Annotated in this window: 21 protein-coding genes and 1 other RNA gene; 5 read left to right on the forward strand and 17 right to left on the reverse strand. The window is 41.8% G+C overall.

Annotated elements, in window-relative coordinates:
• Nucleotides 1-18: 18 nt before the first annotated feature.
• The 3 genes from SB660_RS10415 to SB660_RS10425 form a co-directional block, all read right to left on the reverse strand.
• A complete protein-coding gene (locus SB660_RS10415; protein ID WP_012011257.1) occupies nucleotides 19-432 on the reverse strand; it encodes a disulfide oxidoreductase in 414 nt (137 codons plus the stop codon).
• A complete protein-coding gene (locus tag SB660_RS10420) occupies nucleotides 429-1,115 on the reverse strand; it encodes a DsbA family protein (RefSeq protein WP_268466715.1) in 687 nt (228 codons plus the stop codon). Before SB660_RS10420 ends, SB660_RS10415 begins: the two co-directional genes overlap by 4 nt.
• Nucleotides 1,116-1,258: 143 nt before the next feature.
• Entirely contained in the window at nucleotides 1,259-3,358 is a 2,100-nt protein-coding gene (locus tag SB660_RS10425; RefSeq protein ID WP_180310097.1) for a heavy metal translocating P-type ATPase, read from the reverse strand.
• Nucleotides 3,359-3,788: 430 nt separating this feature from the next.
• Between SB660_RS10425 and SB660_RS10430 the strand changes: the two genes are divergently transcribed.
• The 3 genes from SB660_RS10430 to SB660_RS10440 are packed head-to-tail and all read left to right on the forward strand — an operon-like array spanning nucleotide 3,789 to nucleotide 6,356.
• Nucleotides 3,789-4,532 (forward strand): metal ABC transporter ATP-binding protein, encoded by a 744-nt coding sequence (locus SB660_RS10430; protein ID WP_180310096.1) that lies wholly within the window; start codon nucleotides 3,789-3,791, stop codon nucleotides 4,530-4,532.
• Complete coding sequence (locus SB660_RS10435) at nucleotides 4,532-5,404, forward strand: metal ABC transporter permease (protein WP_144461805.1); 873 nt, start codon at nucleotides 4,532-4,534, stop codon at nucleotides 5,402-5,404. The genes SB660_RS10430 and SB660_RS10435 overlap by 1 nt, the downstream gene beginning before the upstream one ends.
• A 13-nt stretch (nucleotides 5,405-5,417) precedes the next feature.
• On the forward strand, nucleotides 5,418-6,356 hold the full coding sequence (locus tag SB660_RS10440) for a metal ABC transporter solute-binding protein, Zn/Mn family (protein ID WP_410582427.1): 939 nt from the start codon (nucleotides 5,418-5,420) through the stop codon (nucleotides 6,354-6,356).
• Between the two features lie 38 nt (nucleotides 6,357-6,394).
• Here SB660_RS10440 and SB660_RS10445 read toward each other — a convergent pair whose 3' ends face one another.
• The gene (locus SB660_RS10445) at nucleotides 6,395-6,943 is read right to left on the reverse strand and encodes a hypothetical protein (RefSeq protein WP_410582429.1); all 549 of its coding nucleotides are present in this window, start codon (nucleotides 6,941-6,943) and stop codon (nucleotides 6,395-6,397) included.
• Nucleotides 6,944-7,032: 89 nt separating this feature from the next.
• On the opposite strand from SB660_RS10445, the gene SB660_RS10450 reads away from it, so the two are divergent.
• Nucleotides 7,033-7,641 (forward strand): TetR/AcrR family transcriptional regulator, encoded by a 609-nt coding sequence (locus tag SB660_RS10450; RefSeq protein ID WP_410582431.1) that lies wholly within the window; start codon nucleotides 7,033-7,035, stop codon nucleotides 7,639-7,641.
• Nucleotides 7,642-7,657: 16 nt separating this feature from the next.
• Here SB660_RS10450 and SB660_RS10455 read toward each other — a convergent pair whose 3' ends face one another.
• The 10 genes from SB660_RS10455 to SB660_RS10500 all read right to left on the reverse strand — a co-directional run bounded on the left by SB660_RS10455 (nucleotide 7,658) and on the right by SB660_RS10500 (nucleotide 18,596).
• Nucleotides 7,658-8,590, reverse strand: coding sequence for a response regulator (locus SB660_RS10455; protein ID WP_410582433.1), 933 nt, complete (start codon nucleotides 8,588-8,590; stop codon nucleotides 7,658-7,660).
• Complete coding sequence (locus SB660_RS10460) at nucleotides 8,587-9,903, reverse strand: sensor histidine kinase (protein ID WP_306011199.1); 1,317 nt, start codon at nucleotides 9,901-9,903, stop codon at nucleotides 8,587-8,589. The genes SB660_RS10455 and SB660_RS10460 overlap by 4 nt, the downstream gene beginning before the upstream one ends.
• Nucleotides 9,904-10,019: 116 nt before the next feature.
• Nucleotides 10,020-11,465 carry an aspartate ammonia-lyase gene (gene aspA / locus SB660_RS10465; protein WP_342490967.1) on the reverse strand — a complete coding sequence of 482 codons (1,446 nt, stop codon included), beginning with the start codon at nucleotides 11,463-11,465 and terminating at the stop codon, nucleotides 10,020-10,022.
• Nucleotides 11,466-11,481: 16 nt separating this feature from the next.
• Entirely contained in the window at nucleotides 11,482-12,759 is a 1,278-nt protein-coding gene (locus tag SB660_RS10470; protein WP_003213370.1) for a cation:dicarboxylate symporter family transporter, read from the reverse strand.
• Between the two features lie 176 nt (nucleotides 12,760-12,935).
• Complete coding sequence (locus SB660_RS10475) at nucleotides 12,936-13,070, reverse strand: hypothetical protein (protein WP_257474600.1); 135 nt, start codon at nucleotides 13,068-13,070, stop codon at nucleotides 12,936-12,938.
• Complete coding sequence (locus tag SB660_RS10480) at nucleotides 13,067-15,502, reverse strand: heavy metal translocating P-type ATPase (protein ID WP_410582436.1); 2,436 nt, start codon at nucleotides 15,500-15,502, stop codon at nucleotides 13,067-13,069. The genes SB660_RS10475 and SB660_RS10480 overlap by 4 nt, the downstream gene beginning before the upstream one ends.
• Before the next feature lie 80 nt (nucleotides 15,503-15,582).
• The gene (copZ, locus tag SB660_RS10485; RefSeq protein ID WP_144461787.1) at nucleotides 15,583-15,789 is read right to left on the reverse strand and encodes a copper chaperone CopZ; all 207 of its coding nucleotides are present in this window, start codon (nucleotides 15,787-15,789) and stop codon (nucleotides 15,583-15,585) included.
• 73 nt (nucleotides 15,790-15,862) lie between these two features.
• On the reverse strand, nucleotides 15,863-16,168 hold the full coding sequence (locus SB660_RS10490; RefSeq protein WP_012011272.1) for a metal-sensing transcriptional repressor: 306 nt from the start codon (nucleotides 16,166-16,168) through the stop codon (nucleotides 15,863-15,865).
• Nucleotides 16,169-16,268: 100 nt separating this feature from the next.
• Nucleotides 16,269-16,724 (reverse strand): DUF6376 family protein, encoded by a 456-nt coding sequence (locus SB660_RS10495; protein WP_061409637.1) that lies wholly within the window; start codon nucleotides 16,722-16,724, stop codon nucleotides 16,269-16,271.
• Between the two features lie 279 nt (nucleotides 16,725-17,003).
• Entirely contained in the window at nucleotides 17,004-18,596 is a 1,593-nt protein-coding gene (locus tag SB660_RS10500) for a histidine kinase N-terminal 7TM domain-containing diguanylate cyclase (RefSeq protein ID WP_410582439.1), read from the reverse strand.
• Nucleotides 18,597-18,843: 247 nt separating this feature from the next.
• On the opposite strand from SB660_RS10500, the gene SB660_RS10505 reads away from it, so the two are divergent.
• Nucleotides 18,844-19,083 carry a hypothetical protein gene (locus SB660_RS10505; RefSeq protein ID WP_410582441.1) on the forward strand — a complete coding sequence of 80 codons (240 nt, stop codon included), beginning with the start codon at nucleotides 18,844-18,846 and terminating at the stop codon, nucleotides 19,081-19,083.
• 327 nt (nucleotides 19,084-19,410) lie between these two features.
• Here SB660_RS10505 and SB660_RS10510 read toward each other — a convergent pair whose 3' ends face one another.
• The 3 genes from SB660_RS10510 to smpB form a co-directional block, all read right to left on the reverse strand.
• Nucleotides 19,411-19,638 carry a hypothetical protein gene (locus SB660_RS10510; RefSeq protein ID WP_410582443.1) on the reverse strand — a complete coding sequence of 76 codons (228 nt, stop codon included), beginning with the start codon at nucleotides 19,636-19,638 and terminating at the stop codon, nucleotides 19,411-19,413.
• A gap of 357 nt (nucleotides 19,639-19,995) precedes the next feature.
• Nucleotides 19,996-20,357: a transfer-messenger RNA gene (gene ssrA, locus SB660_RS10515) on the reverse strand.
• 174 nt (nucleotides 20,358-20,531) lie between these two features.
• On the reverse strand, nucleotides 20,532-21,002 hold the full coding sequence (gene smpB / locus SB660_RS10520; protein WP_003213153.1) for an SsrA-binding protein SmpB: 471 nt from the start codon (nucleotides 21,000-21,002) through the stop codon (nucleotides 20,532-20,534).
• Nucleotides 21,003-21,118 lie beyond the last annotated feature (116 nt).

The following is a 21,118-nucleotide window of genomic DNA, read 5'->3' on the forward strand; positions in this document are numbered from 1 at the left end:
TTAAAAGCAGGCTATCTCTCAATCTTCTTTTGCATTTAAGAGCAGCATACTGATGATAATCAGAATAAATGCAATAAGTGCTAACAGCGGAATGGTGATAAAACCAAACCAGTTCAAATAATCAACAGAACAAGGAATGCCGCTCAGGCAAGGGCGAATCGACGCAAAGCCTGGAATCTTTTGTTCCATATAATGATAGATGGAAAAGCAAGCACCGATCACAGCCAAAGGCAGTACGTAATACTTCACTTTGACATCACCCCGGAACGTAGCAATTCCAAGTAAAAGCACGAGCGGGTACATGAAAATGCGCTGAAACCAGCACATATCGCATGGAATAAACTTTTTAATTTCACTTAAATACAGGCTGCTCATCGTTGCAACGATCGAGACAATCCAAGCACTGTACAAGTAAATAAGCTTATTCTTCATGATTTCTTCCCTTTCAGCTCTTGATCAATTAATTCTTTGATTTCATCATAGTCATAGAAGTTTTGAACTTGTTTATTGTTAATGAAAATCGTTGGTGTTGAATTCACTTTGTATTTGTTCACAAGCTGATCGTCTGTGTTCAGCTGCGGCTGATACGTTTTCTTTGATAAGTTATCTTTGAGTTTGTCCGTATCAATTTTTGTTGTCTTTTTCGCCAGTTCAGTCAGCTTAGCAGGCGTCACCCATTCTGCTTCACTATCTGGCTGTGCTTGATAGACAGCTTCATGGAATGCCCAGAAGTTTTTTGGATCTTCTTTCCATACTTCTTCAGAAGCTAGTGCTGCTAACACTGCGCCATCTCCATGAACAGGCAGTGGCAAGTTAATAAATGAAAATGATACATCGCCTTTATCTATGTAGTCTGCTTTCAGTTTTGGGAAAATGTCTGTTTCGAATGATTTACATGACGGACATTTGTAGTCCCCAAACTCGACAATTTGCACCGCTGCATTTTTGTCTCCTAAGACAGGCTGTCCTTTCATCGAAGGCTTACTGTCAACTGTTTGTGCTTCTTGGCTGTTCTTGTTTCCAATCACAACAAATAAACCGATGAGAAGGGCTGCGATGATGGTTAAAATGACAGCAAATTTAATGGATGAAGATTGATTATTTTTCTTACTCACATAAGCACCTACCTTATCTTTTTCATTCCTTAAAAAAAGAAAAAGGATAATAGCTCAGGGAAATGCCATTATCCAACTTCTTCTATTTTAACAAGAGGGGGTCCATTATGAAAGATGGTATTCATGAAATTTTCCTTACAATTTTATTTCATGACCCTCATCGCATTTAAAACAGCGAGTACGGTGACACCGACATCTGAGAAGACGGCTTCCCACATCGTCGCAATACCGAATGCACCGAGTAATAGGAAAATGCCTTTGACACCAAGAGCAAATGCGATATTCTGCCAGACAATCCTTCTTGTTCGTTTTGCGACAGCAATGGCTTCTGCTACCTTTGATGGCTGGTCCGTCATAATGACGATATCAGCCGCTTCGACAGCTGCATCTGAACCAAGCCCTCCCATTGCAATTCCTATGTCCGCTCTTGCTAATACCGGTGTATCATTAATGCCGTCCCCAACAAATAATAGCTTTTCTTGAGGCGATTTTTTCTGATCAATTTCTTCTAATTTCGATACTTTATCCTGCGGTAATAATTCTGCATGTACTTCATCAATGCCAATTTGCTTAGCGACCGCAGTTCCAACTTGCTTAGCATCACCAGTGAGCATGACGGTTTGAATTCCAGACGCTTTTAGAGCAGATACGGCTTCAATGGCATCGTCCTTTAATTCATCTGCGATCAAGATTGAACCGGCAAACTCACCGTTAATCGCCATGTACACAACGGTTCCGCTTCTTTTTTCTTTTTCATACGCAATGCCTTCTCGCTCCATCAAGCGATGATTTCCCGCTAAGACGTGAGAACCGCTGATGGTCGCTTTAATTCCATGTCCCGCGATATCCTCGTATGCTTCGATCTGGCTTTCATCAAGCGGTGAGCTGTAAGCCGCTTTAATTGATTCTGCAATAGGGTGAGAGGAATGGGCTTCTGCTAGTGCTGCAAAAGAAAGCAGCTCTTCTTCTGACCACTTGTCACTGGCTGTGGCAATATTGGTCACTGTAAAGTTTCCTTTTGTAAGCGTGCCCGTCTTATCAAATACCGCGTATTTCACTGCATTCAATGCTTCTAAATAGTTACTGCCTTTGACAAGGATGCCTCGCTTAGACGCTGCCCCAATTCCCCCGAAAAATCCTAATGGAATGGATACAACAAGAGCACAAGGACAAGAGATCACGAGAAAGACAAGTGCCCGGTACACCCAGTCAGATAATTGTGCTGATGGAATCAAAAGCGGCGGCACAAAGGCAAGCAATAAAGCGAGCACGACGACAGCCGGAGTATAATATTTAGCAAACTTTGTGATGAAATTTTCTGTCTGTGCTTTTCGGCTGCTTGCATTCTCAACCAAATCTAAAATTTTCGTCACTGCCGATTCGCTTAACTCTTTTTGGACTTCAATTTCCAGTATACCGTTTTGATTTACAAATCCTGCAAGAACTTCTTTTCCCGCTTCTACATCCCGCGGCACCGACTCCCCTGTTAATGCAGAGGTATCAACAAGTGAGAAGCCCTCGATAACGAGCCCATCTAGCGGAATTTTTTCACCAGGCTTCACGACAATGCGGTCACCGGCTTTTACTTCTTCTGGATTCACTTTTTTCGTTTCATTTCCGACTTTTAGATTCGCGTATTCTGGACGTATATTCATTAATTCACTAATTGAACGTCTTGAACGGTTCACTGCCGCCCCTTGGAAGAGCTCTCCAATTTGGTAAAAGAGCATCACTGCCAGTGCCTCTGGATATTGCTGAATAACAAAAGCGCCAACTGTTGCAATGGTCATTAAAAAGTTCTCATCAAACACTTGGCCGCGCACGATATTTTTCAGCGCTTTAAAAACCACATCACCGCCGACTAGTAAATATGCTGCGAAAAACATAAGGAACTTTAATACACCATCTTCAGGTATAAAGAAAGCGGCTGTTCCAATGACTGCACCGCCAATTAATTTCAGCACGATCGTTTTTAAATTTTTCGTCCCATGATCATGATCGTGATGATGACCATCTTCTTTCGGTGATACACTCACATGAGGTTCAATGGACTGAACAGTTTTTTCAATTCGCTTCGACATCGATTCTTGCTTATCTGCATGCGTCACAGTCAAGGTGCCTGTCGCAAAGTTAACAGAGCAGGCTTCCACTCCATCCATTTTGCTGACACCTGTTTCTATTTTACGTGCACAGTTGCCGCAATCAAGACCGCTTAATACGTATTCATCCTTCATCTTTTTCATGTTCTCACCTTTTTCTATATGATAAGTAACGTTCCCTGGATCGATTCAACCTATTAAAAATTAAAAACTTTATATATGAGCATATATTCATATATTAGATTATCCTTATTATATGAGGATTTCTTATCTTCTGTCAATCATTTATGAAGAAATAATTGGTTTTTTATATCCCATTCTGTCACACGGATTTTCAATAAACCAAGCTCATGTCCCCCGCTCTGCGCATAACATAAAAACGATCGTTTGCCCTCCGACAGAATAAGTACAGCTTTTCTCTTTACAAAAGAAGGACATACGCTTAGAATAAAATAAAAGTTTCCCTAAGGAAACAAATTAGCATTAGAGAATCATTTCATCCTTTAGTCAAAATTATTTAATGTATGCATATATCTTTAGGAAGTGCAATGATGATTGAAAGGGGCTGCAAGAGATGCCAAATGCTTTAACAATTGACCGTCTTCATGTCTCATATCATGGACAGGATGCTTTAGAGAACATCTCTCTTTCCATACAGGAAGGAACGATGACAGGAATCATAGGTCCAAATGGTGCTGGTAAATCAACTTTACTCAAGGCATGCTTGGATTTAATTGAAAAAGACCAAGGGGATATTCGCTTTTTTGACCAGCCCTTTAAACAAGTTAGAAAACAGATCGCCTATGTACCCCAGAGAAATGATCTAGACTGGACGTTTCCTATTCATGTGCTGGATACCGTCCTACTTGGAACATATCCGAAGCTTGGCCTGATCAAACGTCCGAAAAAAGAAGACCGGGCATATGCCTACCACTGTTTAGAAAAGGTCGGCATGCAGGACTTTGCTAAAAGACAGATTGGTGAGTTATCCGGCGGTCAGCAGCAGCGTGTCTTCCTTGCAAGAGCACTTGCGCAAAACGCACAGCTCTTCTGTTTGGATGAACCGTTTGTTGGGATTGATATGGCAAGTGAAGAGACGATGGTTCGCATTTTGAAGGAATTACGGGATGAAGGAAAAACCATTTTAGTGGTCCATCATGATTTAAGTAAAGCCGATGATTACTTCAGCCATCTCGTTTTGTTAAATAAAAAACTCATCAAAGCTGGACCTGTACACGACATCCTTCGCCCAGAGGTCATGCTGGAGGCATATGAAACGCAGCTGCCATTCTTAAAATCAGCAGGAGGAGACGCGTAATGGAATTTTTAACCGGACTCTTTGAATATGCATTTTTACAAAAAGCGTTATTTACATCCGTGATGGTAGGCATTATTTGCGGGGTCATTGGCTGCTTTATCATTTTACGGGGCATGGCCTTGATGGGAGACGCCATATCGCATGCTGTACTGCCAGGTGTCGCCATCTCTTATATGCTGGGAATTAACTTTTTCTTCGGGGCCGTCTTAACTGGTGTATTAACAGCGATTGGCATTGGATATGTGAGTCAAAACAGCCGCATTAAAAATGACTCTGCGATTGGCATTGTCTTCACCGCTTTTTTCTCAATCGGGATCATTTTAATCACATTTTTGAAAAGTTCCAGTGATTTATATCATATCTTGTTTGGAAACGTTCTAGCTGTTCGATCATCTGATATGTGGATTACACTTGGCATCGGCATTTTTATCCTGCTGGCCGTCATCGTTTTCTACAAGGAATTACTCATTAGTTCATTTGATCCGGTCATTTCTTCGGTTTACGGTTTACCGAATCGAATGATCCATTATTTTCTCATGACGTTGTTGACCCTTGTGACTGTTGCTTCACTGCAAACTGTTGGGATTATTCTTGTCGTTGCCATGCTTATTACGCCAGCAGCCACTGCATATCTCTTAACAGACCGGCTATGGATCATGATCTATTTATCTGCTTTTTTCGGGGCAGTTTCAGCTGTTGCCGGTCTTGGGCTTAGTTTTACGTATAACTTGTCGTCTGGCGCTTCTATCGTACTGGTCGCGACCATTTTATTCGGGAGTGCCTTTATCCTTTCACCAAAGCAAGGAATTCTATGGAGATCATTAAAATCTAAACGAAAACGAACGCAGCTAAAAAAGGAAGCGTCTATGTAAAAGGAGGACATATATGAAGAAGGTATTTGCAATCCGTTTGACCGCAGTATTCATTGCCCTTATGATCATCACAGGCTGTTCTACTAAGCAAAATAATTCCGGCAAAGATGACGGCACATTAAAAGTCGTCACGACCTACTCCATTCTTTATGACATTGTGAAGGAAGTAGGCGGAGAGCACGTCTCTATTCACAGCATTGTTCCCATTGGTACAGACCCGCATGAATTTGATCCACTGCCAAAGGATGTTCAGCATACAACGGATGCAGACCTTGTTCTATATAATGGTTTAAACCTTGAAACAGGGAACGGCTGGTTTCAAAAGCTGCTCGAATCGAGTGGCAAGGACGGGGATGATGCACCTGTAGCCGAAATGAGTAAAGGCGTCAAAGTAAAGCACTTGTCTTCAAAAGGACTTGAAAGCCAGCAGGACCCCCATGCCTGGCTGAATGTCGAGAATGGGATTCTTTATGCCCAAAATGCCCGGGATGCGCTCATTCAAGCGGACCCTGAGCATCAAGAGGATTACGAAAAAAATACAGAAGCCTATATTAAAAAGCTTCAAGCCCTTCACGATGATGCAAAAGACAAGTTCGACCAGCTGCCAAAAGATAAAAAGCGTCTTGTCACAAGTGAGGGAGCCTTCAAGTATTTTGCAGATGCCTATGGACTAGAGGCAGGCTACATTTGGGAGATCAACACAGAAAATGAAGGTACACCTGGACAAATGAAGCGCATCATTCATTTTGTCAAAGATCATCAAGTGCCTGCGCTCTTTCTTGAAACAAGTGTCGATCAACGCAGCCTTGAAAGCCTATCTGAAGAAACTGGGGTTCCGATTAAAGGAAAAGTATTTACTGACTCCATTGGAAAGAAAGGTGAAGATGGGGACAGCTACTATAAGATGATGAAATGGAATATTGACACCATTTACAAAGGGCTTTCATCATAAGAAAAGACAGGCGGAATGATATTGCCTGTCTTTTCCTATTAGCTGGCTATATTTTGCGGGTGTTTTTTCGGCCAGATCACATAGCTGATGCTAATGACGAAATCAATGGCTAGGACCATTCCCCATACTCTCGCTAGCTGCATCAGTGCTTCCGTTCGTTCTGGTGCTTGGATGAGGTAGGATAACCCAAATAGTAGACCAGCTCCGATGACATAAGAGACGAGATGCCGCGTCCAGCCGACTATTTCATACACAGACCGCTCTTTCCCGTACTTTGGTCTTCCCTTCGGCTTAGGGCCTCCTGCAAATCGATAAGCAAACCGGACATCTGCCCATTTCACCATTTGATGTCCAAAAGCAAGACTCACCCCAATATAAACAGCTGCGAGCCCGTGAATGACACTCGCCACAGCCCCCTGCCTTAAATCCATATACGTCGCTGCAAGAAGAATGAGATCCAAAATCGGTGTACAAATGAGAAAGAAGGCGCCCCACTTTTTCAGTCTAAACACATAACGAAGTGTTAACCCCACCAGAATAAACAGCCAAAAGCCAATTTCACATGCCACAATCAATAAACCGACCAATATTCCCCACATCCTTTTTAATACGATTGTATTAAATAAAAAATAACACAACTGTGTTAAAAAAACAATAGCTGTGCTAAAATCAATGTATGCCAAAAATCGTCGATCACCATAAACAAAAACAAAAAGTCGCTCAAGCTGCTATGAGAGTGATTAAACAAGATGGATTGGAAAACGCTTCTGTCCGAAAAGTAGCGGTAGAAGCTGGCATTTCAGCGGGCTCTATGCGTCATTATTTCTCCACACAGCAGGAGCTATTTCTTTTCTCTATGACATTGATTCAGGAAAGAGTCAAAGAGCGGTTGACAGCACTTCAGCTGAAAGGTTCAACGGAAGAAAATGTTCTCGCGTTATTGGAGCAGGTTCTTCCACTTGATGAAGAACGAAGATTTGAAATGGAGGTGTGGCAGGCTTTTACAGTCAAGTCGATGACTGAACCTGATTTACAGCCACTCAATGCAAAGATGTATGACGAGCTTTTCCAAATGACCCAATATTGTTTAATGAAATTAAAAGAAGATAGGCTTTTGCTCGATCATATCGATCTTTTAGTCGAAACTGAGCGCCTTTATGCGGTCATCAATGGGCTTGCATTGAATGGAATCTTGCAGCCTCATCGTTTACCGCCTCAGCTCATACGCTCCGTGCTGCAGATGCACCTGCAATCCATCACCAAAAAAGACATGTCTCCCTCATGAGGGAGCATGCCTTTTTTTAATCTTCCATAAAAATACGTTTTGCTTCGTAGTAGAGCACCTGCACAAATTTCTTCACATTGATACGGGTATGTTCTTCTCTACCGTTCGTCTCTTTTGTTAATTCACTCATTTTCTTTCGCACGATGGTGAAATCAAAGAATTTAGAAGCGTAATTTTCAAAAGTCGGATGAGAAAAATCAGTTAACCCAAGTGATGCGATGTGTTTCAAGGATTGGTTGATCGCACGCCTCACCCGCTGTTCCGCTGCCTTCGCTTCTCTTGCAATGTCTGCAGATGTGTAAGGCTCATTTAATTTATCCTCCGTGACACCATTGAAAATGACCTTTAAAGAAGGAAAGGAATCATGATGTTCAGTATGCAGCGCTAAATACTGATCTGTGAAGAGGATCATATCTAATAAATCTTTAGACCCCTTTTCACCCACAATCCCAAGCTCTGCCAGCAAGAACTGACCTGCCTCTGCAAGAGTTTTCCCACGCTGCTTCGTTTTGGTCTGACCTCGCTGCTGAAACTGCATGACAGATTTGAGTGAGTGCTGAATATTTTCAATTGAATGCTCCAAATGAAGCCGCTCAATCATGAGGTGGAGCACACTTAACACCTCTACACGATTGATTGGCTTTGTCACATAATACTCGACACCAAGCGTATACGCCTGGCCGATTAATTCCTTTGTTTCTACCTGTGACAGCATTAAGTATTTCCCATGAAACTCATCCTTAATGGCTCGAACCGTTTCAAGACCATCTCTTTCCGGCATCAATAGATCAATACATAAGATATCAATGTGCAAATCATTTAAGTAGCTTGCTGTTAACTCTGCGCCATCCACTGCTTCCCCTGCGACAATGCCAAGCTCTTCATCTTCAATGAGCTGAGCCAGTGAAGAACGCACGGCTTCATCGTCATCCACAATAAAAAATCTCATCTCCCAATCCCCTCTTTTCTACTGACTTGATCCATTGGTATCGTTAACGTGAAAATCGTTTGTTTATTTGGGATACTCTTCATCTCAACACTTCCGCCAAGCTTCTCCGCTGTATCCTTCACGTAGGAAAGCCCGATACCGCTTGATGGATTCCCAGCCTGATCGTATTTTAAAGTAAAACCGGGTTTAAAAATCACATGATGATTACGCTCTTTAATGCCAGGCCCGTTGTCACTAATTTGAAAGATCACCTGGTTCTCTTTCTGGGAAATAGAGAGTGACACCTCTCCATCCACCGGAATGGCTTCGACAGCATTGGAAACGATATTATTTAACAAAGATAGAATGGTATACACATGATAGACGGGATGCTGCCCATCTTCATCATAATGAAAGACAATATTTTTTTTAAGAGATTCTGCGTAATTTTCATGAATACGAATCACCAGCCCAGCAATATGCGCAGGACTTGCATAAGCCTGAAAATTTTCTTCATGAATCAGCTTTGATAAGGCAGAAAAAATCCGCTGATTATCCTTTTTGATCTCATGCACCTCTCCTGCGATTTGCAGGGCTGTTTTTCCGAGCTTTTTCAAATCCAAAGATTCCGCATCCTTTGCGTGATGCAAGGATTGATACAATTGATAGGATGTCGCTGTAATGTGTTCAGCATGTGCAAGTGTTTTATGAAAGTATGTAGATTCCGTATAAAGGTTAGACAGGAGCATGAGCAGATGTTCCTTTTCCTTTTTCATCTGACGCTCTCTCGCCTGCTCTTCATATAAACGAATCATTGTATAACAAGCCAACACGAAAAAGCTTCTGAAAATCGCTAAAACGAAAAGTTGAAACAGCGTCCGCATCGTTAAAATTTCATCGATGGTACCACGAAGTGCAATCATTTCAACAACGCTTGCACACAGCTCCATGATGATACCTGTCGCTCCAATCAACCAAGGCTGATCGCGGAAACGTCTGACCTTTAATAAATAAAAGAGCGTGCCGTAGACGACATAATAAAGCAGGGGAGGAAACCTTAATGAAACCGCCTCTTCCAGCGGAAGATGACCTGTGACGGCTGTATCAAGAAGCACGCGAAATACAAAAACAGAAACCCCTGCAATGATACCGCTTGCCCATGCCGGGAATTTTTTCATTTGAAGCAGGATAAAGAAAAAGACAACGGTTCCAAAGCTGACCCGAAAGCTGTCCTCAAATGGATAAAATTTAAACTCTCCGCCAATCGGTGTCAGTACAATGAGCATGACAATCAAATAAGGCTCTGTATTCAACCATTTTTTTAGTAGATTCAAGCGCAGTCACATCCCTAATAATTGACGATAGTATACTATGTGAGCTTCAGAAAAACAAACATCCATGAAAAAGCGCACACCGGAACTTTGTCGGTGTGCGCTTCTCATGATGCCGCTTAATCTTCTAAACGATCCTTTTCTAAAAGTGATGCGCCAGCAATACCTGGTTTGGTCATTTCAAAAGGATTCAAGATGACGTCAAGCTCTTCCTCTGTTAACACATCATTTTGCAGACAAAGCTCACGTACAGATGCGCCTGTAAGAATCGCTTCTCTTGCAATTCGTGCAGCAGCTTCATAACCAATATGCGGATTCACCGCTGTCATGACACCAGCACTTTTTTCTACATATTCTTTTAATCTCGTTTCATCTGCTTTTAGATCACGCAAGCAGTTGTCCATGAATGACTCAAATACATTTTTCATCATGCTGAGAGATTGTAGTAAGTTGAATATTAAAACTGGTTCCATGACGTTCAGTTCAAGCTGCCCAGCCTCTGATGCAAGACAGATCGTGTGGTCATTTCCGATGACTTGGAATGCCACTTGGTTCATGACCTCAGGCATCACTGGGTTGACTTTCCCTGGCATGATAGATGAACCTGGCTGTCTCGGCGGCAAGTGAAGCTCACCAAAGCCTGCTCTTGGACCTGATGCCATTAAGCGAATATCGTTCGCCATTTTGGACATATTCATCATACATACTTTCAGTGCAGCTGATACTTCTGTATAAGCATCCGTATTTTGTGTAGCATCGACTAAGTCTTCTGCTCCAACTAACGGTAATCCGCTAATGTCTGATAGATAGCCAACCACCTGGCGAATATATTTAGGATCAGCATTCAAGCCAGTTCCGACTGCTGTTGCTCCCATATTGACTTCATATAAATGCTGTCTAGACTGCTTGATACGTTTAATATCACGAGCAAGAACCTTTGCATAAGCATTAAACTCTTGACCAAGTCTGATTGGAACAGCGTCCTGAAGATGCGTACGTCCCATTTTGATGACATGATCAAATTCTTGTGCTTTTTCTGTCATGACTTGATGCATGTTTTCCATCGTATAAAGTAGTTTTTCAATCATATTCAATGTAGAAATATGAATCGCTGTTGGGAAAACGTCGTTTGTTGACTGCGACATGTTCACATGCGTGTTTGGACTTAGCTCAGTATAAGCGCCTTTTTCCTTTCCTAGTAGTTCAAGCGCTCTGTTTGCAATGACTTCATTGGCATTCATATTCATTGAAGTACCAGCCCCGCCTTGAATTGGATCGACAATAAATTGATTGTTCCATTTTCCTTCAATAACCTCATCTGCGGCTTGAACAATTTTTTCTCCAAGACCAGAATATAGTCGCTTTGTATCCATATTTGCAAGTGCGGCTGCCTTTTTAACAATCCCTAATGCTTTGATGAGTTCCTCATGAACATGGTAGCCAGTAATTGGAAAGTTCTCTACTGCACGTAATGTTTGAATTCCATAATACGCTTGAGTGTCTACTTCCTTTTCACCTAGAAAGTCTCGTTCGATTCGAACTTGCTTGTCCTGTAGCTTCGTCATTTGAAAAGATCTCCTTTTACGCTGCTTTTGTTTGTTGTTTTAATTCCTCAATATACTTCTTCGATTTCTCTTGATCAAAAACTTTTTCCCACTTAGACATGACAATGGCTGCAAGTGAATTACCAAATACGTTAACAGTTGTACGAACCATGTCAAGAATACGGTCGATCCCAACGATGAAGGCAAGTCCTTCAAGCGGCAGTCCCATTGCACCAAGTGTTGTGATAACAACAACGATTGATGCACCTGGTACACCAGCCATTCCTTTTGATGTCAGCATCAAGATTAATAGTAACGTAATTTGCTCATAGATGGAAAGTGGCATGCCGTACATTTGTGCAACAAATATGGCGGCAATGGATTGATAGATGGCACTTCCATCTAAGTTAAAGGTGTAGCCTGTTGGGATAACGAACGACGTGATCGCTTTCGGGCAGCCGAACTTCTCCATTTTATCCATTAGTCTAGGCAGTACAGCTTCTGAACTTGCTGTTGAGAATGCAAGAATGATTTCTTCTTTTAGCACTCTAAATAGTGTAAAGACGCTTGTTCCAGCTAATTTTGCGATAATGCCAAGTACGACAATCACGAAGAATGCCATTGTGCCGTAAACGACAAGTACCAGTTTACCTAGCGGGAGAAGCGCTCCGACCCCGAATTTGATCACCGTCACACTGATGAGCGCGAATACACCAAATGGTGCAAACTTCATCACTTTATTGGTCACCCAGAACATGGCTTCGAGTATCCCCTCAAAGAACCCTAACACTGGTTTCCCTTTGTCTCCTACTGCGGCAATTCCTAATCCGAATAAGACGGTAAAGAAGATCGTTGGTAATAGATCACCTTCTGCAATGGATTGGAAAACGTTTGTTGGCACTAGATGCACAATCGTTTCAGAGAAACTTGCTTTTTCGGAAGAAGCTTTCGATGTCTCTTCATATTTAGAGATATCGCCCTTTTCCATGTTGCTCATGTCAATTCCTGTACCAGGATGGAAAACGTTTGCTGCAAGCAGTCCTACTGCTAATGCAATCGTTGTCACAATTTCGAAGTAAAGAATCGTTTTCCCACCGAGTCTTCCGATGGTTTTCATATCCCCTACTCCAGCCACTGCTACAATCAACGCAGCAATAACAATTGGCAGAACGATCATTTTAATTAAATGGATGAATATATCGCCAATCGGCGTTAACACATTAATAACGGTTTCATTTTGATAAAACAGCGCTCCCACGATAACACCCAGAACAAGTGCAATGAGTATTTGAGAAGCTAACCCTAACTTTTTCATACGTGAACCCCCTTTTTTTGATAACGCTTTCTTTGTTGCTTAATCGCATCTTAACGATGAACCTACAAAAAACGACAAAAAGGAACAAAAAGAAGTGAATTTTTTATGAAAAATCTTTTAAAAGGTGGGTTTTTCCACAAAATTGTTAAAAAAAGACTTCGCTTTTGGGCGAAGTCCTAATGATTTTGCATTTGTTCACTTGGTGTATCTTGTTGTGGATAAAATTGATCGTACATCGCATATCCAATGAGGACAAGAGCAACATAGAACAATGCACTAATCGTCCAAATCCATTTGACATTCAGTTTCATTGTGCCACTCCCTCTCTCACCGGTTTCAATCGCTGCAATCTGAGCGCATTCAATACAACCGACACGGAGCTAAAGGCCATTGCTGCTCCTGCAAGCCATGGCGCAAGAAGTCCTAAAGCAGCTATCGGTATCCCAATACAATTATAAGCAAGCGCCCAAAATAGATTTTGCTTGATGTTTCTCATCGTTTTTTGACTAAATACAAGCGCATCAGCAATGGCATGGAGGTCTCCTGTCATGAGTGTGATATCTGCTGCTTCCATGGCGACATCTGTCCCAGTTCCAACTGCCATCCCAATATTCGCTGTCGCAAGAGCTGGGGCATCATTAATACCATCTCCGACCATGGCGACTTTCTTTCCTTGTTCCTGAAGCGCCGCAATGTGAGCAGCCTTTTCCTCTGGCAGGACTTCAGCAATGACATGATCAATGCCCGCCTGTTTCGCAATCGCCTCTGCTGTCATCTTGTTATCACCTGTCATCATCACGACATGAATTCCTTGCTCTTTCAGACGCTTGATCGCTTGAGATGAGGATGATTTGATCGTATCGGCTACCGCGACAATGCCCGCAACTTCACCGTCAATCGCGACAAGCATAGCCGTTTTCCCCTGCTGCTCCAGTGTTGAAACGGATGCTTCGACTTGATGATATGGGATATGATGTTTCTGTAATAACTTACGCGTCCCAATCAAAAGCTTGTGTCCTGCTGCCTTTGCTTCAATTCCATGACCTGGGTCTGCTTGGAAGGATTCAATCTCGACCGTTTCTAGACCTTGTTCCTTCATTCCATCTGTGATCGCTCTGGCAAGCGGGTGTTCCGACTGCTGTTCTGCTGATCCTGCTAGCTGTAGCAGCGCGTCTTCTGTCCAATTGGCATATGCCAGCACATCTGTCAGACTCGGCTCCCCTTTTGTCACAGTTCCTGTTTTATCTAACACCACCGTGTCGAGTGATTGAGTCACCTCTAAATGCTCCCCGCCTTTAAACAGGATGCCTGATTCAGCTGCACGGCCGCTCCCAGCCATAATTGAGGTTGGTGTAGCAAGGCCAAGCGCACACGGACATGCGATGACGATGACCGCTATAAAGGTTTCAAGTGCTGCTGTCACATTTCCTGGATCAACAAAGAAAAACCAGATCAGGAAGGTGAGCACTGCAATTCCTACAACAATGGGAACGAATATCCCTGAAATTTGATCTGCCATCCTTTGAATCGGTGCTTTTGAGCCCTGTGCTTGTTCTACGACTTTAATAATCTGTGAAAGGGCGGTCTCTTTCCCAACCTTTTTCGCTTTCACTTTCACAAACCCATTTTTATTGATGGTTGCCCCAATGACCGCATCACCAGCCGTTTTATCAACAGGCAGACTTTCGCCCGTAATCATGGACTCATCAATTGCGGTTGTTCCCTCCACAATTTCTCCATCTACCGGCACTTTCTCTCCCGGTTTGACAAACACAAGATCATTCACTTTCACTTCAGAAATAGGAACAGTCATCTCTTCCCCATCTCGCTCGATGACCGCTTCTTTCGCTTGTAGACCCATTAGCTTTTGAATCGCTTCTGATGATCTCCCTTTCGCTCTTGCTTCCATTAATTTTCCGAGAACGATCAACGTAATGAGTACAGCACTTGTTTCGTAATAGAGGGCTGCCTCATGTGTGCCTTGAACCGCTGACTGAATGCTTTCATATAAACTATAGAAAAACGCAGCTGATGTCCCAAGTGCGACAAGAACATCCATGTTGGCACTTTTATTACGTAACGCTTTATACGCACCTACATAGAAGGGCCAGCCGACAATGAACTGAACGGGCGCTGCTAACGCCAGCTGAACCCAAGGATTCATGAACGCTTCAGGAAGCCAAATAAAAGACGTGAAAGAAAAATGACTGACCATTGCCCAAAGAAGCGGCAGTGACAGAATCATTGAAAATAAAAAGCGTGCCGTCTGTTTCTCTATTGCTGCTTGGCGATGATCTTTCTTTCCTTCCTCTGCTTCATCTACAGCTGGTTCAATTAAAGAATACCCAATGGACTGAACCGCATCCTTTATATCACTTGTAGACGTTTGGTCAGGGTGATACGTGACCTGAAGGGTCTCCAGCGCAAAGTTTACAGATCCATGATCAACACCATCCATCCGATTGATTTTTTTCTCGATTCGGTTGGCACACGCTGCACACGTCATTCCCTCTATATCAAATTCTGCTTGCTCCATCACCACATCGTAGCCGAGGGATTGAATTTTTTGCTTTAGCTCCTCTGGTGTGAGTTGTTCTGCTTCATACACAATATGAGATGTTTCCAGCGCCAAATTCACATTGGCATCCTCCACACCTTCCAGCCTTTTCAATCCCTTTTCGATGCGTCCTGCACAGGCAGCACAGGTCATCCCCGTAATTTGAAAGTCGATTTCCTTCTTCATTAACCTCACCTCTCCATATACACCATGAGGGTATTATATTTTGAAAAAAATACGTGCTGTTATGCAGCACGTATGTTCATTTATACGACATCATATCCCTGTTCTTCAATTACATCAGAGATACGGTGCAACGTGACTTGTTCTGGGTGAAAAGAAACTTCCACCTCTCCTTTGTCTAAATGGACTTTCACAGATTCAACACCTGCTAGTTCTCCTACATTTCCTTCGACTGCTTTTACGCAATGTCCGCAAGACATGCCCTGCACTTGAAGTGTTGCTTGTTCCATTTCTCATCGCCTCCATCAATCATTTTCTACACTTACTATACCCCAGTAGGGTATCATTGTAAACATATAAATGCTACGATTTTGTCAGTTTCGTAAAAACCGTCATTAACTCTTCAATGGCTTCATCACCATTGCCGCTCTTAATCGCATCCGCTACGCAGTGATGTGTATGCTTTTCCATCAAATGAAGGCTGACCTTTTTCAAAGCCGCATTGACTGCGGAGATTTGATTGACAACATCTATACAGTAACGATCGTTTTCAATCATTTGCTGAATTCCGCGCACTTGTCCTTCCACTCGTTTCAGCCGATTAATCAATTGATCTTTTTCCTTCTCGGCTCTAGGCGAAGCCATATGTCTTTCTTCATGTTCTGTCATGTGATCACCTTTTTCCATTATGACTTGTCTTTCCTTAAATTAAAGCATATCTCCACCGGAAAAGGCAAAGATATGCTGAATTCACTTTATAGTGTTTGCTTTAGTTTGTTAATTGTTCAATGTCCTGCAATAGATTCACGGACTGCTGAAGCTGCTTGATCAACCCTTGCTGGTCCTCAAGCATGGCGGCAACGTCGATGTTATCTGCCTTCAATTGCTGTAAATACGTTTGAATTTCCTCTGACAGCACCTTATTTTTTTCAATGATCTGTGCATGCAGGTCTTCTGCTATTTGGGGTGCTTTGACTTCATTAAATGCCTGAATGTCTGCCTTCAATGATTCTAACTGCTTGGTTAATTCTGCTTTTTTGGCAGCGTTTTTCACAGCTTCTTCAGCAAGTTTTGGAAAGTCCTCTGTAAATTGCTGAATGTCTGTGACATAGTCATTGGCCTCAGTGACATATGTCGTTGTATCGTTGACTTGATCAAGTAAGCTGGAGCACCCGCTTAATACAAGTGTTCCGGAAAATAGGAAAGCTATCGCATATTTTTTCAAGATCGATCATCCTTTCATCTGTGGGATTAAACGCATCATTTGTTCTGCTTCCCTATCACACAGACTTAAAAAGACCTTAAAAATAGCCAGACCTTTGCCTCATGTGTGATAGGCAAAGGTCTGGCTAACATTGTTCATGCCGGAATGGCCGAGAAACAACGGATGTTTCTGTAATGACGACCAAACCGTAAAAGCTACTCCCCTTTTAGGAAACCGTTCAAATGTTATGTTTATCATATCGAATGTCAGGACAACCGTCAATGAGAAGCTAGCGGCATGTCAATTCTTCTCTTCATAAAGCATATAGTCTGCTCCAGTTGACGCATAAATCCGGTTGCGTCCTTGGCGTTTTGACATATACAAGGCTTGGTCCGCTTCAAATAGAAGAGTTTCTAATACATTTGGATCATAAGCTGTGTGAGCAATTCCAAAGCTCGCTGTCACTCGCACTTTTTCCTCATCATTCTCAAAGAAACTCATCTCAAACGAATGTCTAATTCGCTCCGCAATATGACATGCCTCTTCAAAAGAATGATGCGGCAGACAAATAGCAAACTCTTCTCCGCCATATCGTCCGAATAAATCGTCCATTTGTAAATGCTGCTGACAAATGGTGACAACATGACGCAGTGCCTCGTCACCAATATGATGTCCGTGCGTGTCATTAATTTGTTTAAAGAAATCAATATCAAACAGCATAACAGCCGTATCCTGCGCATCCTCTTCTAGGATCATCTGCGTTCGTTCAATGAATGAAGACCGATTGAAGATATTCGTCAATCCATCAATATATGCACGGCGCTCCAGCTCTTCCTGCAATAAACGCTGCTCTGTTACATCACTGATCACAATTTGCCTGCCCTCAATCTCTCCTCTTCTATTAAATAGGGACGATGCGGTCAAGTGATAATAGCTGGAATGATCTTTTTCCTTTTTCAACATTAGATCATATTGCGAATGATCCTGCGGAGAACGCAGCCATTGAATGAAGTCAGTATCTTTGATGATCCCTGAGAATATATCGTCTATTTTAAAACCAATCCCCTTTTTATTAGAAAGGGCTGGAATGATCGATGCAGCAGCGGGGTTGTAATCGATGAGTGTTCGGTATCGATCTAAAATGAGAACCCCTTCAGACATATGCTCAAACACACGCTCCATCGCAATGGGAGAGAGCTTAAAGAGCTGGAACGACATAATCGCCCATAAGTAGAGCGCATTGGTTAAAAACATCACCACAGGGACCGGGTCAATATGAAGAGGTGTCACACCTAATAAATAGATAAAAGATGTCGTAATTGGCAGTAACATGCCCACTAGCAAAATAAGGATCTGCTTTAAATATTCCTTTTTTGTGACACGCAAAAACCAAACCAGCATAAAAATAGCGAGCATCGAACAGCCAAATGTATAGACGCCATGAATGATATACCAATAGCCAATCGTAAAGTCAGCCAATAAAAATCCGTCTACTGGATTCATCGTAATGCTTCGATAAAAGAGTGAATGAAAAGAGTTGGTGAACACCATAATGGTGGTGAGAGTTGGAATCAGTAAGATGAGAAGCACGCGGCGCTTTGTGAAATATTGATGGAATCCCGTAAATTGCAGCACAATCATCAAACTGAATGGCGCGATGAACGGAAGGCCTATGTATTGAAAACAAACCCAGAACATAATCTCCCTAGGTGTATTTGCCAATAATTCAAACGTGTGCCCAAAGATATAAATCGCAGTTGCTCCAGACATGTACATAAACAATTGACAGCCAATATACCGGTAGCGGTTCGCATGAGCAATGATTGATAATATCACGGACAGAATGCCAGAAACACTCATGATCACAATAAAATGTAAAACAATCGAATCCATGTAAACGCCCCAATTTCAGTTATTTAGAACTAGTCTAATCTTACTATATATGAGGAAGTCACAAATGGGAAGATGTGATTTTGAATTGGTTGGGGGTTTTTTGTAAAGTTTCGGTCGACTTTTATCCATGAGACCTTATATTTCCACTACTTTTTGCTTAATTTGAGGGAGAGATATGTTGCGTTCGGAGAAATATCTGTACAATGTGGGGATTGGAAAATCAATGAAGAGGAGGCTTGCAAGGTATATGACTTTTTTGATTATAATGGCGGGGCTGTTTATGCTGATTCTTTTGGAGAAGCCTTTTGAGAAGAGAGCATCTGGATTGATATTTTTGGTGAGTTATTTACTGCTGATTGCAGTTTATGTGGTTCAAACAACTTTTGTGAAAATTGTATCGAATGGTTTGTTGATGATGATGGCAGTGATTGTGGTTTGTCCTTTATTTTTTCGATTGGTGCAGTCTTCTTTGAGGAAACATTCTTGAAAACTATAAAAAATTGAACCTAGATTAATATTTTATAAATTAAAAAGTAAAGCCAAATATACAACAAAGGTCAAAGCTAAGTGTACCTGGTCAATAGAGTTATATTCTTTGGAATAACCAAAATAAGCAAGCATGGAGCTTGCTTATTTTCATCATCGCTTATTAGTAAAAAACTTATCAATAATGTTAATAGCAATAAGACAAATAGGAAATGCGATGATAATGTACAGAAAATTTTTAGGTACAAACATATTGTAATAATAGAAAAATACGCTGATAAACAGAATCATAACAGCATACTTCATTATATTCTTCACAAAATTCCTCCTAATAAATATCCACCCAACCATTATTAGGGCCTTTATCCCTTTTATCTAATTGTTTAGCAATTTGGGTTCCAATATCCAAATAATTTAGAGCAATTGCGACAGCAACACCAATAGAAACCGCTAATTTTTTAGCTCCCCACGCCTTTAATCTACTTGTTAAGGTTTTAGTGAATATTCTTTTAGCTTCTGCTTTGCCTTTTTTAATAATAAATGTTGTATAACACAACGCCACCCCCAACAGCAAAACCAATCACAGCATTGAAAACTGTACATGCAAACCTCACAGATACACCAACCTTTATACCAGATGATTTTTTTCTTTTTAGCAGCTTCAACTTCTTTAACCCCAAATGAAGAAGCAAATACCTCTTTAGCAAATGCTAAATTCTCATTGATACTCCGAATAATAATTTAGGTTATAATACTATTACAGAATAAAAAAAAGACGCTTAAAATAGCGTCTTTTTTATTCTTAAAGTTTTTAATAAAATCTTTTTGTGCTAACCAATCGTTTAGAACAACATGTTATCAGCCCCACATCAAGGGCTTTCAAACCCTTGATACGACTGCATTCTAAAAGTTTTGATGGAGACGGTGGGAGTCGAACCCACGTCCAGAGACATCGATTACTTAAGCGTCTACGAGCGTAGTCAACATATTTGGTGTTCACTCATCCTCATGCCTGCTGACGGGCGCTTGGAGAGCTAGTCTGATGGATCTCTTCTTACGTCCTCAGACGAAAACGTAAGCGTAGCCTACTTCATTGGGCTCCTCACAGACACATAGGCGATGTCAGGAAGAGCTCGCTGCACTTATTAGGCAGCTAGTGCTAAGTTTTGGTTAAAACTTTTAGTTTTGCCAGTTACATTTAGTGCGTGTTAACGAGATCGCCTCTCGGCTCGCAGCTCAAGCTCGAACCGCCCCTGTCGAATCCGTAACGTCCCCTTGTAAAAGGGATATACGGGATGGAAGTTCAGCTTAACTGCTTCCGTTTATAACTATTATAACAATCTCATCGCTTGAAACAACTGGTGTTTTCTGTAAGAAAAGCGATGATTGTTTACTGCATAACATATTGTAGCATAATGCTTCCGCTCTCAGCAAGCCATCTGCATCAGGCTAGAATTGCTTTTGACGATCACGGAAGGCACGGTCGATTTCGCGTTTTGCATCTTTTTTCTTCAGATCTTCACGTTTATCGTATTTCTTTTTCCCTTTACCAATTCCGATCAACACTTTGGCAAAGCCATTTTTTAAATAGAGTTTCAGCGGTACGAGTGAGTAGCCTTCTTCCTTTGTCGCACCAATCAATTTGCTGATTTGCTTGCGATGAAGCAGCAGCTTTCTCGTTCTCAGCGGATCATGGTTATAACGGTTCCCCTGCTCGTATGGGCTCACGTGCATGTTGTGAAGAAACACTTCTCCCCGCTCGATTTTGGCAAAGGAATCTTTTAAATTCACTTTTCCTGCACGAATCGATTTGATTTCAGTTCCTTGTAACACAAGGCCGGCTTCATATGTTTCTTCTATAAAATAGTCATGATTTGCTTTTTTGTTTTGGGAAACAACCTTTCCCTCTCCCTTTGGCATTGGCGTACACCCTCCTTTTGACACAAACACGGTCCAAATCGTACGGATTATTTTATCAAACAATCCAGCTTTCGACAATGATGACGCTATGTGGTCAAAAAGCAAATAGAGCGTGA

The sequence above is a fragment of the Bacillus sp. SIMBA_005 genome (assembly GCF_046535585.1).
Lineage (GTDB): Bacteria > Bacillota > Bacilli > Bacillales > Bacillaceae > Bacillus > Bacillus pumilus.